Annotated in this window: 15 protein-coding genes and 2 pseudogenes; 4 read left to right on the top strand and 13 right to left on the bottom strand. The window is 55.5% G+C overall.

What is annotated here, in order from left to right:
* Positions 1 to 605: 605 nt before the first annotated feature.
* The 8 genes from phnK to Electrica_RS23335 form a co-directional block, all read right to left on the bottom strand.
* A complete protein-coding gene (phnK, locus tag Electrica_RS23370; RefSeq protein WP_141965544.1) occupies positions 606 to 1,364 on the bottom strand; it encodes a phosphonate C-P lyase system protein PhnK in 759 nt (252 codons plus the stop codon).
* Complete coding sequence (locus Electrica_RS23365; RefSeq protein ID WP_100686273.1) at positions 1,361 to 2,209, bottom strand: alpha-D-ribose 1-methylphosphonate 5-phosphate C-P-lyase PhnJ; 849 nt, start codon at positions 2,207 to 2,209, stop codon at positions 1,361 to 1,363. The genes phnK and Electrica_RS23365 overlap by 4 nt, the downstream gene beginning before the upstream one ends.
* Positions 2,202 to 3,266 (bottom strand): carbon-phosphorus lyase complex subunit PhnI, encoded by a 1,065-nt coding sequence (locus Electrica_RS23360; RefSeq protein WP_100686274.1) that lies wholly within the window; start codon positions 3,264 to 3,266, stop codon positions 2,202 to 2,204. Before Electrica_RS23360 ends, Electrica_RS23365 begins: the two co-directional genes overlap by 8 nt.
* Positions 3,266 to 3,850 carry a phosphonate C-P lyase system protein PhnH gene (gene phnH / locus Electrica_RS23355; protein WP_100686275.1) on the bottom strand — a complete coding sequence of 195 codons (585 nt, stop codon included), beginning with the start codon at positions 3,848 to 3,850 and terminating at the stop codon, positions 3,266 to 3,268. The genes Electrica_RS23360 and phnH overlap by 1 nt, the downstream gene beginning before the upstream one ends.
* Positions 3,847 to 4,299, bottom strand: coding sequence for a phosphonate C-P lyase system protein PhnG (gene phnG, locus Electrica_RS23350; protein ID WP_100686276.1), 453 nt, complete (start codon positions 4,297 to 4,299; stop codon positions 3,847 to 3,849). The genes phnH and phnG overlap by 4 nt, the downstream gene beginning before the upstream one ends.
* The gene (gene phnF / locus Electrica_RS23345) at positions 4,300 to 5,025 is read right to left on the bottom strand and encodes a phosphonate metabolism transcriptional regulator PhnF (RefSeq protein ID WP_141965543.1); all 726 of its coding nucleotides are present in this window, start codon (positions 5,023 to 5,025) and stop codon (positions 4,300 to 4,302) included.
* A 161-nt stretch (positions 5,026 to 5,186) separates the two neighbouring features.
* Positions 5,187 to 5,621, bottom strand: a complete 435-nt coding sequence (gene yjdN / locus Electrica_RS23340) for a VOC family metalloprotein YjdN (RefSeq protein WP_141965541.1) — start codon at positions 5,619 to 5,621, stop codon at positions 5,187 to 5,189.
* Between the two features lie 195 nt (positions 5,622 to 5,816).
* Positions 5,817 to 6,152: a zinc ribbon domain-containing protein YjdM gene (locus Electrica_RS23335; RefSeq protein ID WP_100686279.1), complete on the bottom strand. Its 336-nt coding sequence runs from the start codon at positions 6,150 to 6,152 to the stop codon at positions 5,817 to 5,819.
* Between the two features lie 542 nt (positions 6,153 to 6,694).
* On the opposite strand from Electrica_RS23335, the gene proP reads away from it, so the two are divergent.
* Positions 6,695 to 8,197 carry a glycine betaine/L-proline transporter ProP gene (gene proP, locus Electrica_RS23330; RefSeq protein ID WP_131049901.1) on the top strand — a complete coding sequence of 501 codons (1,503 nt, stop codon included), beginning with the start codon at positions 6,695 to 6,697 and terminating at the stop codon, positions 8,195 to 8,197.
* 246 nt (positions 8,198 to 8,443) lie between these two features.
* Here proP and cbpM read toward each other — a convergent pair whose 3' ends face one another.
* From cbpM to Electrica_RS23315, 3 genes are all read right to left on the bottom strand, one after another.
* Positions 8,444 to 8,749: a chaperone modulator CbpM gene (gene cbpM / locus Electrica_RS23325; protein ID WP_100686282.1), complete on the bottom strand. Its 306-nt coding sequence runs from the start codon at positions 8,747 to 8,749 to the stop codon at positions 8,444 to 8,446.
* Positions 8,749 to 9,666, bottom strand: a complete 918-nt coding sequence (cbpA, locus tag Electrica_RS23320) for a curved DNA-binding protein (RefSeq protein WP_131049903.1) — start codon at positions 9,664 to 9,666, stop codon at positions 8,749 to 8,751. The genes cbpM and cbpA overlap by 1 nt, the downstream gene beginning before the upstream one ends.
* A gap of 133 nt (positions 9,667 to 9,799) precedes the next feature.
* Entirely contained in the window at positions 9,800 to 10,483 is a 684-nt protein-coding gene (locus Electrica_RS23315) for a TerC family protein (RefSeq protein ID WP_141965538.1), read from the bottom strand.
* A 233-nt stretch (positions 10,484 to 10,716) separates the two neighbouring features.
* Here Electrica_RS23315 and Electrica_RS23310 point away from each other — a divergent pair, with 233 nt between their 5' ends.
* Positions 10,717 to 11,505: a DsbA family protein gene (locus Electrica_RS23310; RefSeq protein WP_141965536.1), complete on the top strand. Its 789-nt coding sequence runs from the start codon at positions 10,717 to 10,719 to the stop codon at positions 11,503 to 11,505.
* 39 nt (positions 11,506 to 11,544) lie between these two features.
* Here the strand turns inward: Electrica_RS23310 and Electrica_RS29010 are convergent.
* Positions 11,545 to 11,706, bottom strand: a pseudogene (locus Electrica_RS29010) (TetR/AcrR family transcriptional regulator); the annotation flags it as partial.
* Here Electrica_RS29010 and Electrica_RS23300 point away from each other — a divergent pair.
* Both Electrica_RS23300 and Electrica_RS23295 read left to right on the top strand, forming a co-directional pair.
* Positions 11,689 to 12,038: pseudogene (locus Electrica_RS23300) on the top strand (NAD(P)H-dependent oxidoreductase); the annotation flags it as partial. The pseudogenes Electrica_RS29010 and Electrica_RS23300 overlap by 18 nt on opposite strands.
* Before the next feature lie 119 nt (positions 12,039 to 12,157).
* Positions 12,158 to 12,793: a hypothetical protein gene (locus Electrica_RS23295; RefSeq protein ID WP_228267380.1), complete on the top strand. Its 636-nt coding sequence runs from the start codon at positions 12,158 to 12,160 to the stop codon at positions 12,791 to 12,793.
* 34 nt (positions 12,794 to 12,827) lie between these two features.
* Here the strand turns inward: Electrica_RS23295 and Electrica_RS23290 are convergent, their stop codons facing one another.
* The gene (locus Electrica_RS23290) at positions 12,828 to 13,637 is read right to left on the bottom strand and encodes a polysaccharide pyruvyl transferase family protein (RefSeq protein ID WP_131049906.1); all 810 of its coding nucleotides are present in this window, start codon (positions 13,635 to 13,637) and stop codon (positions 12,828 to 12,830) included.
* Positions 13,638 to 13,724: the final 87 nt, after the last annotated feature.

Below are 13,724 nucleotides of genomic sequence, written 5' to 3'. Positions count from 1 at the left end.
CTTCGCCTTACCCGGCCGACAGTGCTGTGTTCGAACGTGACTCATCTGGCCTCGTGGCCCTGACGCCGGGTGGCGGCTTCGCCTTACCCGGCCGACGGTGCTGTGTCCGAACGCGACTCATCTGGCTTCGTGGTCCTGACGCCGGGTGGCGGCTTCGCCTTACCCGGCCTACGGTGCTGTGTTCGAACGCGACTCATCTTGCTTCGTGGCTCTGGCGCCGGGTGGCGGCTTCGCCTTACCCGGCCTACAGTGCTGTGTTCGAACGTGACTCATCTTGCTTCGTGGCTCTGGCGCCGGGTGGCGGCTTCGCCTTACCCGGCCTACGGTGCTGTGTTCGAACGTGACTCATCTGGCCTCGTGGCCCTGACGCCGGGTGGCGGCTTCGCCTTACCCGGCCGACAGTGCTGTGTTCGAACGCGACTCATCTGGCCTTGTGGTCCGGGCGCCGGGTGGCGGCTTCGCCTTACCCGGCCGACGGTGCTGTGTTCGAACGCGACTCATCTTGCTTCGTGGCTCTGGAGCCGGGTGGCGGCGTTGCTTTACCTGGCATACTGACTCTGTGTTCGTAGGCCGGGTAAGCGCAGCGCCACCCGGCGACAGCAACCTCAGTTCTGCAATACCGACGACACCAGCAGCTGGGTATACGGATGATGAGGATCGTCCAGCACCCGGTCGGTTAAACCGCTTTCCACCACCTGACCTTGTTTCATAACCAGCAGACGGTGAGCCAGCAGGCGCGCCACGCCGAGATCGTGGGTGACTATCACCACGGCCAGATTCAGCTCCATCACCAGACCGCGCAGCAGGTCGAGCAGACGCGCCTGCACCGAAACATCCAGACCGCCGGTCGGCTCGTCCATAAACACCAGCTTCGGCTGGGTCACAAGGTTGCGGGCGATTTGCAAGCGCTGCTGCATGCCGCCGGAAAAGGTGGTGGGCAGATCGTCAATACGCGACGGTGGAATTTCGACATCGTTCAACCACTGTTCGGCGGTCGCGCGGATATTTCCGTAGTGGCGTGCGCCGGTGGCCATCAGACGCTCACCGATGTTGCCGCCCGCCGATACCTGACGGCGCAGGCCATCCATCGGATGCTGATGCACCACGCCCCATTCGGTGCGCAGCAGGCGGCGGCGGTCCGCTTCACTCATCGCATACAGCGAGCGGTTTTCATACCGCACTTCACCTTCCTGCGGCGTCAGTCGCCCCGAGAGGGCTTTCAGCAGGGTAGTTTTCCCCGAACCGGACTCGCCCACGATGCCCAGCACTTCACCGGGCCACAGTTCAAAAGAGACGTCGCTGAAGCCTTTGCCCGGCGCATAAAGATGGGTCAGATGATTGACCGCGAGTAACGGATGGCTCATTTGTTCAGCGCCTCGCTCTGTTGGCGGCAATAGTCGGTATCGGAGCAGACAAACATCCGTTTGCCGCTGTCATCCAGCACCACTTCATCAAGGTAGCTGTGGCGGGACCCGCAAATGGCGCAGGGTTCATCCCACTCCTGGACGGTAAACGGGTGGTCGTCGAAATCGAGGCTCTCCACCGGGGTAAACGGCGGCACCGCGTAAATGCGCTTTTCCCGTCCGGCGCCGAACAGCTGCAGCGCGGGCATCATGTGCATTTTCGGGTTATCGAATTTCGGGATGGGCGACGGGTCCATCACATAGCGGCCGTTCACTTTTACCGGGTAGGCATAGGTGGTGGCGATATGGCCGAAGCGGGCAATATCTTCATACAGCTTCACCTGCATCACGCCGTACTCTTCCAGCGCATGCATGGTACGGGTTTCGGTCTCGCGCGGCTCAATAAAGCGCAGCGGCTCCGGGATCGGTACCTGGAAGATCAGGATCTGATCTTCGCTGAGCGGCGTCTCCGGGATCCGGTGACGGGTCTGGATCAGCGTGGCATCGCAGGTCGCCTCGGTGGTCGCGACGCCGGTGACGCGCTTAAAAAACTGCCGTATCGACACCGCATTGGTGGTGTCATCGGCGCCCTGGTCGATCACCTTCAGCACGTCATGCTCGCCGATGATACTGGCGGTCAGCTGAATACCGCCGGTTCCCCAGCCGTAGGGCATCGGCATCTCGCGGCCGCCGAACGGCACCTGATAGCCGGGAATCGCCACCGCTTTGAGAATGGCCCGGCGGATCATGCGCTTGGTCTGCTCATCAAGATAAGCAAAGTTGTAGCCAGTGAGTGGGTTAACCACGTTCGTTCTCCCGTTGCAGGCGTTTCAGCAGCGCCAGTTCGGCCTGGAAATCGACATAGTGGGGCAGTTTGAGATGCGAGACGAAACCGGCCGCCTCGACGTTATCGGCGTGGGCGAGGACAAACTCTTCATCCTGCGCCGGTCCGGCTATCTCTTCGCCGTAATCCGGCGCCTGTAGCGCACGGTCGACCAGCGCCATCGCCATCGCCTTACGCTCGCTCATGCCGAAGACCAGGCCATAGCCGCGCGTAAAGTGCGGCGGTTCGCTTTCCGGCGCCACGAAACCGTTGACCATCTCGCATTCGGTCATCAGCAGTTCGCCGATATTGACCGCAAAACCCAGCTCTTCGGGGACGATCTCAATGGCGACGTAGCCGCTGCGAATTTCACCGGCGAAAGGATGGTTGCGACCGTAACCGCGCTGGGTGGAGTAGGCCAGCGCCAGCAGATAGCCTTCATCGCCACGCACCAGCTGCTGCAGGCGTGACGAACGTGAGCAGGGATAGACCGGCGGCGCGCGGGTGATGTCGTCGGGCCGGGCGTGGGACTCCTGTTCCGCTTTCGCCAGCCCCTGCTGCACCAGCAGGTTAAAAACGTGCGGTGTGGCTTCCGGCGGTCGTTCGGCGGTGTGCAGCGGCGGCGTTTCGCCGTTGGCCAGCAGGGTGAAATCAAGCAGGCGATGGGTGTAATCGTAGGTCGGGCCGAGCATCTGGCCGCCGGGAATATCTTTATAGACCGCCGAAATACGGCGTTCCAGGCGCATGCTGGCGGTATCGACAGGCTCGCTCACCGCCAGCCGCTGCAGGGTGGTGCGATACGCACGCAGTAAAAAAATGGCTTCGACGTTGTCGCCGCTGGCCTGTTTGAGCGCCAGCGCCGCCAGTTCACGGTCGGCGATGCCGCCTTCGGTCATGACCCGATCGACCGCAAGGTTTAACTGCTGGGTAATCTGTTCAATGCTCAGTTCTGGAAGCCGTCCGTCGCCTCGTCGCTTATGTTCCTGTAAGGCGTGAGCGGCGGTTATCGCCTTCTCTCCGCCTTTGACGGCCACGTACATTAGCAAACCTCCACGTGAGTGGTGCGCGGGATAGCCAGCAGGCGCTCGCCGCAGGTGAGGATCAGGTCAATGCCCAGTGGGAACGGGTGCGGGCGTTCGGTCAGCTCATCGATGATGCAATCCGGTAGCTGCGGGGCGATCATGCGCTCTTCGGCAATGCCGGCGCCGGTCAGGCGCAGCATGCGTCCGCCGCTGAGGCTGGCGAGCTGGACAATCAGCGTGACGCCGGTTTCCGGGGCGGCAATGGTTCCGGCGGAAAGAACGTTAAGCTGCTCCGAGCTGATGCGTCCGTCGGTGACGGCGAATACCGCCTGCTGCGGCAGTTCCACCAGCGGCGCGCCGGTATGGAAACGTAAGTTCTGGCCGACGAGATCGTTATGCAGCGCTGCGGAAAGCCAGACCGGCGTTTCGTGATCCGCCAGCGTCAGCAGGAGGCTGGTGGAGGCGATATTCAACGGCTGCCAGCCGTGCTGGAGCTGCTGGAGCGCAACAATGACGCCCGGCTCGCTCATGGCTTTTAGCAGGCGACGAAAACTGTGCTGGGCATCCTGCACCGGTAGGGTAAAAGCGGTTTGTAAGGTCATGCGTTATCTCCGCGAACCAGAGTAAAGAAGTCTACCCGGCTGGCGTTGACTTCGGCGCGTCGGGCTTCAATGCGCGCGCTTCGTTGTGCTTCCAGCGGGGTAATCAGGGTTTCCATTAAGGTGTGAAAATGGTGGGGCGATTGCATCAGCGCGTCGATGGTGGCGCAGCGTTCTGCATGCGGACGATCGCGGCCCAGTATCCAGCTGTAGCCGATCGTGCCGTCAGGCAGGCGAATGGCGGCGCGTGTCAGCGTCGCGTCTCCGGCGAAGAAACGGTCGCCAATCCCGCCCATCCGTGCCTGGAGCTGTACCAGGCCGGTTTCCGGGGTGCGAATCAGTTCATATTCCGGCGCCAGCTGCAGGGTCTGCATCCGCGCCAGCAGTTCCTCGGGTTCACTGTGGGCCAGCACGGACATCCAGCGCTGGCGGGTTGCGGTATCAAAGTGCATTCAGTGCTCCATGGTGAATTCAATCATGTCCGCCCGGGTCAGGCTGACGGAGTACTCCGTAGCCTGCGGTTCACCCGTACGGTGGTTCAGGGTTCTCACGCACAGCAGCGGCGCCATGTTGGGGATCCCGAGAATATTGCTCTCTTTCGCCTGGGCGCGACGGGCGCTGATTTTGGTGCGCGCGCGGGTCAGTTCGACATCCAGCTGTTGGCGCAGGAAATCGTGCAGTGAGCCCTGGGTGAAGGTTTGCAGCACCGGCCAGAAGCGCAGGTCGGTGAAGTAGTGGTCGATCAAACACAGCGCGACGCCGTTGACGCGGCGCAGGGTGCGGAGGTGAATGACGTTCTCGCCTTCATTAATGCCAAAGGCTTCGGCGACGTGGCTGCTGGCCGGGCGCAGTACCGACAGCAGCTTTTCGCTGGTCGGGTGGCTACCCTGATCGAGCAGGTTCTGGCTGAAGCGCGCCTGAGCATTGAGCGGATAGTCGATTGGGCGCATCAGCACCAGCACGCCAACCCCCTGACGACGCTGGACCCAGCCGCGTTCGACCAGCTGATCGATAGCCCGACGCAGGGTATGGCGGTTGACTTCAAAGCGTGTGGCCAGCTGTTGTTCAGCCGGGAGGTAGTCGCCACAGCGGTAGTGATGGCGGAGTTCCTGCTCAAGTCTGGCGGCGATTTCCTGATACCGGGTAGGATAACTGGTCGGATGTCTGGATAAGTGCATGTCAGTCGAGCCTCACTAAGCAGAAGAAGGGATTTCCCTCTGAGAGTGGCCCGATCCTGACGCGTTTTTGTTACATTCCGGTTAACACGCAATGACCGGAGGATGAAGAGTTGGTGCCAGCTGAGTGACAGGGCGGGAGAGCCCGCCCGAAGGGAGAAGCTCTAAGCTTGTTTGACGACGTTCACCATCCACGGGACGCCAAAACGGTCGATAGTTTTACCAAAGCCTTGGGCCCAGAAGGTTTCCTGCCAGGCCATCTCGACGCTCCCGCCGTCGGCGAGGCTATCAAACCAGCGCTTGCCCTCGGCCAGGTCCTGGGTATCGAGTACCAGGGTAAAGCCGGCGTAGCGATCGGTTTTGTCGCCCGGGCTGTCGCCGAGCATGAGTTCGCTGCCCGCGACGCGCAGGCTGGCGTGAGCGATACAGTCCGCGGATAAATGCTGGCCGGAAGGGCAGCCATCCTCGGCATCCTGCGCACTCTGCGGCATTTCGCCGTAGGTGATTTGGTGGATCAGCTCGGCGCCCAGCGTTTGCTGGTAGAACGCTATCGCCGCCGCGCAGTTGCCGCTAAAGGTGATGTAAGGACTTAAGGGCATAACCATTACCTCAGGTAACGAAGACCCATTAAGTGTAGAAGGTGATGAGCCATCCAGACCAGGCGGCAGAGTCGGGTCTGGAGGCGGCGGCACGCGGGAAATAATCAGGCGGTGCGGCGGAAATATATCCGTTCATTTATCCCGGCGACCGTTTCAGTCGCGGGGAAATAAATCCCCGGTGACGGGGAAATAGAATTAGTTCTTTTTGACGAACTCGGATTTCAACTTCATCGGACCAAAACCATCAATTTTACAGTCGATGTTATGATCGCCTTCCACCAGTCGGATATTCTTCACTTTGGTACCTATTTTCAGCATCGAAGAGCTGCCTTTTACCTTCAGATCTTTAATGACGGTCACGCTGTCGCCATCGGCAAGTAAATTGCCGTTAGCATCTTTTACCACCAGGGCGTCATTATCATCAGTTGGCTCGGCATTGTTCCATTCATGGGCGCATTCCGGGCAGATAAACATGCCGTTATCTTCATAGGTGTACTCAGACTGGCATTTCGGGCAGTGTGGGAGTTGCATGACGTTCCTCATGATTACAGGGAAAAACAGGACGTTGGTCCATTAAACGTTGGCTGATAGCCGAAAGTGTGCGTGATTATAGCGTATTTCCGCATTTTTGTCGGGACTTTTTTTATGATAATAGGGCGGAGAAAAAAATTATATTTCGCAACAGGTGCACTACGATATTTCGTAGGGGGACATGTCGGCATGGCCGAGGAAATAAATCACGCTGTTGTCATAATTATGGAACTTATTAATATTATTTGGCTCTGTTATATGGCGGCGTTTTTTTTGTGAAGTTGATCCCGAATTTAAACGCTGTTAGGGTAAAAAAGAGGAGTGCGTAAATTCAGCAGAGTTATGCGTAACGCCATTAACTGACTACTGCCAGAGCAGGCGTCAACAGGTTCGGTTGTACAGACTGTCAGCAGACAGTGCAGGCAAACCTGCTACGCTTGAGAAGAGGAGCACAGCGATTCGCCGCTCCCAACGCACAACGCCGACGGCTTTGCCGTGTGGCGATGATTTGTGTGCTCACGGCGAAGCTTTAGAGGAAAAATATGCTTAAAAGGAAAAAAATAAAGCCAATCACTCTGCGTGATGTCACCATCATTGACGATGGTAAGCTGAAAAAGGCTATCACCGCAGCATCGCTGGGTAATGCGATGGAGTGGTTCGATTTTGGTGTGTATGGTTTTGTGGCGTATGCCTTAGGTAAAGTCTTCTTCCCCGATGCCGATCCCAGCGTGCAGATGATTGCCGCGTTAGGGACATTCTCCGTTCCGTTCCTGATCCGTCCGCTGGGCGGTCTGTTCTTCGGTATGCTGGGCGATAAGTATGGTCGGCAAAAGATACTGGCCATGACGATTGTCATCATGTCGATCAGTACCTTCTGTATCGGTCTGATTCCGTCCTACGCCTCGATTGGTATCTGGGCGCCGATTCTGCTGCTGCTGTGTAAAATGGCGCAGGGCTTCTCGGTGGGCGGCGAGTATACCGGCGCGTCAATCTTCGTCGCTGAATACTCTCCAGACCGCAAGCGCGGCTTTATGGGCAGCTGGCTGGACTTTGGTTCGATCGCCGGCTTTGTGATGGGTGCCGGCGTGGTGGTGCTGATTTCCAGCGTGGTGGGGGAAGAGAACTTCCTCGACTGGGGATGGCGTTTACCGTTCTTCCTGGCGCTGCCGTTAGGGCTGATTGGTCTCTATCTTCGCCATGCGCTGGAAGAGACTCCGGCGTTCCAGCAGCACGTCGATACCATGGAGCAGGGCGATCGTGAAGGGTTACAGGAAGGGCCGAAAGTCTCCTTTAAAGAGATTGCGACGAAACACTGGCGCAGCCTGCTGACCTGTATCGGCCTGGTGATTTCCACCAACGTGACCTACTACATGTTGCTCACCTACATGCCGAGCTACCTGTCGCATAACCTGCACTACTCGGAAGATCACGGGGTGCTGATTATTATTGCGATCATGGTCGGTATGCTGTTCGTTCAGCCGATTATCGGGATGCTCAGCGACCGCTTCGGCCGTCGTCCGTTTATTCTGATCGGTAGCGTGGCGCTGTTTACCCTGTCGATCCCGGCCTTTATCATGATTAACAGCAACATTATCGGCCTGATTTTCGCGGGTCTGCTGCTGCTGGCGGTGGTGCTCAACTGCTTCATCGGGGTGATGGCGTCCTCGCTGCCGGCGATGTTCCCGACCCATATTCGCTTTAGTGCCCTGGCCAGCGCCTTCAACATCTCGGTGCTGATTGCCGGTCTGACGCCAACCCTGGCGGCCTGGCTGGTGGAAAGTACGCAGAACCTGATGATGCCGGCTTACTACCTGATGGTGATTGCGGTCATCGGCCTGATCACCGGCGTGTCGATGAAGGAGACGGCGAATCGTCCGCTGAAAGGTGCGACGCCTGCGGCATCGGATATTCAGGAAGCGAAAGAGATCCTTGGCGAGCACTACGATAACATCGAAAACAAAATCGAAGATATCGATCAGGAAATCGCCGATTTGCAGGAAAAACGCTCTCGTCTGGTGCAGCAGCACCCGCGTATTAACGAGTAATCCGTACCTGCATTAAACGCTGCCGCCGCGGGCTTCCCCGGCGGCATTTTTTATGCCCGTTTATGCGCCGGTGGACGATTTGATTACCCGCCACGGCGGCTGGCTGCCGGGGGCATCGTTAGTCGGTTCTGTATGAGACCGGGGGCGGGTTTCTGCCGGACGGTTGCCCGGCCGACAGATTTTACGCCATCAAAATATTGCCGCTCTTTTGTCGGCCCGCACAGAAGCGCGCACTTTGCTACAGGCTTAGCTATGCGTCAGAAAGCGGGCCAGCTGTTGCTGCAACAGCCGGTTTTCGCGGGTCAGCCGCGCATTCTCATCCAGCAGCGTTAACGCCACCGCGATACCCGGCCAGTCCAGCTCCAGCTCCCGACGCAGGCGCATCGCGCGGTGGACTATCATCACCGCGCTGTCATCGAACAACCAAACCTCGGTTAGCGGCTGGCGCGGCTCAATCACGCCCAGGCCGACGATTTCCCGCAGATCTTCTTCGGAAACGCCGGTATGCAGACAAAACTCGGTCATCGTAAACGTCACTGCCATTTTCGCCATTATGCTTTCCCCCATGCTTGACGCGGCTCGAAGCCAGCCTCTGCATCGGCCAGCTGTTGCCAGAGCGCGCTGGCTTTCTCATTCGGTTTGGGCGGCATGACGATTTTAATCACGGCATATAAATCGCCGGTGGCCGTTTTGCCAGCCAGCCCTTTCCCTTTAATACGTAAACGCTGCCCCGCCTGGCTACCCGGTGGGATGGTCAGCAGAATGCTCTCTTTGAGCGTCGGGATGGTCACTTTGGCGCCAAGCGCTGCTTCCCACGGTGCGAGCGGCAGAACGATTTCCAGGTTATGGCCCACAATATCGAACAGCGGGTGCGGAGCAATGTGGATAACCAGCCACAGGTCGCCGTTTGGTCCGCCGTTTTCTCCCGGCGTTCCCTGACCTTTGAGGCGGATGCGCTGCCCGTCGCTGACGCCAGCGGGGATTTTCACATTCAGGGTCTTCGGCGTTTCGCTTTCGACCATTCCGAAGACGTTATAGACCGGCAGTTTGTAGCTGATGGTGCGCATCTGCTCGGCCAGAGTCTCTTCAAGGAACACCGCGACTTCAATTTCTAAATCATGGCCGCGCGCGGCATGCTGGCGGCGGGACTGGTGCGCCTGCTGGCCAAACATCGACGAGAAGATGTCGTCAAAATCCTGCTGGCTGTAGCTTTGTTCGTGGGCGTGCTGTTGACGGTTAAACTGCGGGTCGTTGCGATGCTGCCAGAGCTGGTCATACTCGGCGCGGCGCTGTTCATCTTTCAGAACTTCCCAGGCTTCGGCGAGATCTTTAAATTGCGCTTCGGCATCGGTTTCTTTGCTGACATCGGGGTGATATTTACGAGCCAGGCGGCGGTAGGCGGTCTTAATTGTTTTTAGATCGTCTGTTGGCTTAACCCCTAGAATGGCATAATAATCCTTTAATTCCATGGCGTTATCTCATTTGACTTACTACGGTGGTCACGACTTTCAGTCATAAGCTTAGGGCAAATGAGGGCGGGTGGGGAAGGAATCTGGCGGAAACTTGACGCCGTCGGGATTGACGGCGTCTGGCGGCGGGCGCTTACCTGGCCGGTCGCGCCCGGCCGCTGCGGCGAAGTCCTTCCAGCAGCACCAGCGCCGCGCCGAGAGCGCCAGCAATAAGCGGTAGCGCATCGGGTGCCTGCGGAAACAGGCGAACGATAGTGGGGTCCGTCACCCACATCGCGCCGGCTATCCAGCCGATAAGGGCGCCTCCCAGCAGGATAACGATCGGGAAGCGGTTAAGGATCGCCAGCACCAGTTTACTGCCGACCACGATGATTGGGATGCTGATCAAGACACCCAGCGCGACCAGCAGCAGGTGGCCTTTGCCGGCGGCGGCGACCGCCAGCACGTTATCCATCGACATAATGACATCGGCCACCGTGATAGTGACGGCAGTCCGCCACAGGCTGCCTGAGCTGCCAATCTCTTCATCTTCATCCTGACGGGCAACCAGCTTGATACCGATCCATAGCAGCAGGAGCGCCCCGACAATTTTCAGCCACGGCAGAGCGAGCAGGTAGACGGCGATGGCCAGCAACAGAACGCGGGCCAGGATGGCGCCGAAGGTGCCAATAACAATCGCCTTTGTACGCTGCTGGGGCGGCAGCTTGCGGCACGCCATGGCGATCACCACCGCATTATCGCCGCCCAGCAACAGGTCGATTGCGATGATTTGTAGCAAAATAACAACAACATCCCACTGATTGAATAGCTCGTTCATGCCTGACTCATACCATGTAAAAAAAGGTTCCCTCAAGGGAAAACCGCAGCAAGCGTACCCCTGTTCTGACGTATTGACCACCGTCCGGAAAAAGAGCGCGGGAGTTGCCCTGGCGTGATTTTGAAAAATAAAGTTACGAATCAATGCATCGTGCCGGGATGATTCACCGGAAAAGGGTGGTACTTTGTTTTGTCACACCCACCTGCCGTTTACTCATCGCAAGGATTATCCTCATGGCTGGTACGAAAAAAATATTGACTGGCGCGCTGCTGGGCGTCTCGCTGCTTCCGGTTTTGGCCATTGCCGCACAGGCGCCCGAAGCAACCTTTACCCCGGAGCAGGAAGCCCGCATTGGCAAAATTGCCGCGGATTATTTAGTCGCACATCCTGAGGTGCTGCTCCAGGCGAGTCAGAAGCTTCAGCAGATTCAGCAAGAACAGCAGGCGAGCGCGGCCACTCAGGCCGTGATTAAAAACCAGGCTGCGCTGACCCAGGATAAAAATACCCCAACCTACGGACCGGCGAATGGCAAGGTGACCGTGATCGAATTCTTTGATTATCAGTGTATTTACTGTAGCCGCCTGGCGCCGGTAATGGAGCAGGTGATTAAAGAAAATCCGCAGACCCGGTTTGCGTTTAAAGAGTGGCCCATTTTCGGCAGTCGCTGGGAGGCTTCGCTGACGGCAGCGAAGACCGGCCTGCAAATTTATCAGCAGAAGGGTGCAGAAGCTTATCTGACCTACCATAACGGGATTTATGCCACCGGGCGTAACGAAGGGAAGCTGACGGCTGCGGATGTGCAGCAGCAGGCGAAGAAAGTGAATTTCGACGCCGGGAAAGCGCCGGATGTTGAGGCGGTCCTCGAGAGCACCAACCAGCTGGCGCAGGAGATTGGCTTAAGCGGAACGCCGGGCGTGATCGTGATGCCGACTACCGGCGCCACCGAAGCCACGATCACCGTCTTCCCGGGGCTTGCGGATAAAGACTCGCTGGATGCGGCGATTAAGAAGGCCGGTGGCTGATAATCGAGCGTCCGCCTGGCGGCGGGCGCTTCTTGTTAGCGTTGGCAGCAGCGCGGCCATGACACTAGGCATCTCGCGCCCCTGGATCAGCACGCACTCAATACAGGCGTTGGCGATCGCCGAAGCCAGCTTCTCCGCATTGGGTTCAGTGTTGCGCAGTATTTCATCCATTCGCGCCGTCTGGCGCTGGTTCTGGTCTTTCCCGTTTACTGGTGGTCGATGTCTGGTCTGCTAAAAGGCTGGAGCGATCGGGTGTTTTCCAGCGGTTGGGTCTATGAGGAGACCGCCGATGGCAAGGTGCTGAAGAAGCTGGGTCGTCTGCGGGTAAATCTGGTTGCGTTAGGCGCAGCGAGCCAGAAAACGTATGATAAGCATGGTTTAGCGATGCTTTTAATGCGCAAATTGTCCACGGGATTTTTGATTACTGCGGGGCTGCGGTAGCCAGTTCAAACCTGCTGCTGTCGCCTGAGCTGGAAACTGCGGAAGCCCATCTGGAGGCCGGGCGCCAGCCTGGCAGGGCGATGTCTGGCTGATGCGCATGTCGCGAGCTAATCGCGATGCGCAGTTTCAAACGAAATGCTTCTGGCGACATTTTTGGTGTTAGCGAGACGTGCCGTATTGTATAATCATTCAATTCCCCCTTTGGAAAACAATGATGAATAAATTACAGCGTTTCGAAAGTCTTGGCGATAATTGTGAGTTTGCTTTCTTTCTAAGAGAGTCAGGTTATGATGAAGGAAGCTTGTTTCGCTGGACATTAATAAAAAACTATCATGCTCTTCTAAAGTTAATAGAATCTGATTTTGCAGATTTTTATATTTATGAAAACTTGACACCTTCCTGGCAGGATATGGTGCTTGACCAAAAACATGACCTTTGTTTTCATACTGAAATGTATAGTGACAATATAAATGATTGCTGGTCCTGGCGTTATCCTGAGCAGGAAAATAATCTTATTTATAAAAAAGAAATGGATAAGATTAAATATTTAACTGATAAGTTCAGAAAAAGCCTTGCTGATGAAAATAAAATTTTTGTCGTAAAAAGTAATGGCAATAATCTTGATGATATTGCATTGGCACTATCAAAGGAGTTTAAGAAACATGGTAACAGTAAAATACTGTACGTGAAAAGTGATGCGGATAGTTCAAAGGTCGGCGAAATCACTAAAGTCACTGATAACTTTTTTACTGCGGTAATCGATAGATTTGCAGACTATAGTCGTGCGAATGAGTACTCGCGTGAAGGCTGGCAGGCAATAATTAATAATGCTGTAGCAGTTATGTGATTTTCAGGCAGCGTATTATTATACGCTGCCTTTTTCAACTTGTCGTAATAAAGCATGTTTTTGGATAATGATTCAAAAGTGAATAATTATAAACAGCTTCATTTTTGTAGTATGAGTTAGGATAGAAGTTTACTTCTTTACCAAGCAGAGATGCTAAAATTGCCACATGCAGTCTGTCGGTGTTGACAATTTTATACTCTTCAAGAAAATTTATCATGCAACGGGTAGAGTTGCGCGCCAGAAATTCATTATCCCAATAGTCGCCGTTCCAGGTGAGCGAAATATCATGGTTGTTTTCTTTATAGTCTCCAGTTAGCGATTCGGAGTCCGTTCTGAAGCAATTGGCCTGTTTTTTATAGACAGGTTTAAGTGACAGGTATTTACTAAGATCGAGATAAAATGCCATATCATCAGTAATGAATACGTTCTTGTTTGTTTCGTAGTTGAGAGATTTAATATAATCGAAAGTGGTATTTTCTCGGCAAAAAACAACTAGCTTATCAATGTTGCTGGTGAATAAATCGCTATACCCTCTGATTGTCGACGGCATGATTATTACTTTATGAAATTTTTTAATATTATTGTGGATAAAGTCACGACCTTCAGAATACAATCCTTCTATCAAGTTTCCTCCGCCGCCAAAAATTAAAATATCAGTATCAGAGTTGTAGTGCTCGTCATCTCTGTAAGGGACATAGGTAAGAGCATTTCGTTCGAAAAAATCATACGTCGCAGATGCAATCACGCCATCACCAGCATTACCAGGGTTTGCCTTATAGACAAATCGATGAGATGGATGATAGGATTTTAGAAATAAATCAAATTTTAACTCTGCATTGGCCATTTTTTATCCTGTTTAACAGAAGCTACCGATTGCTATCTTATACTACTTCAACTCACTCATTATTATAGAAAAGTCTAGGTTACTAAG

This window comes from Klebsiella electrica, assembly GCF_006711645.1.
In the GTDB taxonomy this organism is placed as follows: domain Bacteria; phylum Pseudomonadota; class Gammaproteobacteria; order Enterobacterales; family Enterobacteriaceae; genus Klebsiella; species Klebsiella electrica.
This window is presented reverse-complemented; position numbering and strand designations above follow the sequence as displayed.

Coding starts and splice junctions, on each gene's coding strand:
- phnK (WP_141965544.1), bottom strand. CDS start 1,364: ATGAGCCATCCGTTACTCGCGGTCAATCATCTGACCCATCTTTATGCG.
- Electrica_RS23360 (WP_100686274.1), bottom strand. CDS start 3,266: ATGTACGTGGCCGTCAAAGGCGGAGAGAAGGCGATAACCGCCGCTCAC.
- phnH (WP_100686275.1), bottom strand. CDS start 3,850: ATGACCTTACAAACCGCTTTTACCCTACCGGTGCAGGATGCCCAGCAC.
- phnG (WP_100686276.1), bottom strand. CDS start 4,299: ATGCACTTTGATACCGCAACCCGCCAGCGCTGGATGTCCGTGCTGGCC.
- phnF (WP_141965543.1), bottom strand. CDS start 5,025: ATGCACTTATCCAGACATCCGACCAGTTATCCTACCCGGTATCAGGAA.
- yjdN (WP_141965541.1), bottom strand. CDS start 5,621: ATGCCCTTAAGTCCTTACATCACCTTTAGCGGCAACTGCGCGGCGGCG.
- Electrica_RS23335 (WP_100686279.1), bottom strand. CDS start 6,152: ATGCAACTCCCACACTGCCCGAAATGCCAGTCTGAGTACACCTATGAA.
- proP (WP_131049901.1), top strand. CDS start 6,695: ATGCTTAAAAGGAAAAAAATAAAGCCAATCACTCTGCGTGATGTCACC.
- cbpM (WP_100686282.1), bottom strand. CDS start 8,749: ATGGCGAAAATGGCAGTGACGTTTACGATGACCGAGTTTTGTCTGCAT.
- cbpA (WP_131049903.1), bottom strand. CDS start 9,666: ATGGAATTAAAGGATTATTATGCCATTCTAGGGGTTAAGCCAACAGAC.
- Electrica_RS23315 (WP_141965538.1), bottom strand. CDS start 10,483: ATGAACGAGCTATTCAATCAGTGGGATGTTGTTGTTATTTTGCTACAA.
- Electrica_RS23310 (WP_141965536.1), top strand. CDS start 10,717: ATGGCTGGTACGAAAAAAATATTGACTGGCGCGCTGCTGGGCGTCTCG.
- Electrica_RS23295 (WP_228267380.1), top strand. CDS start 12,158: ATGATGAATAAATTACAGCGTTTCGAAAGTCTTGGCGATAATTGTGAG.
- Electrica_RS23290 (WP_131049906.1), bottom strand. CDS start 13,637: ATGGCCAATGCAGAGTTAAAATTTGATTTATTTCTAAAATCCTATCAT.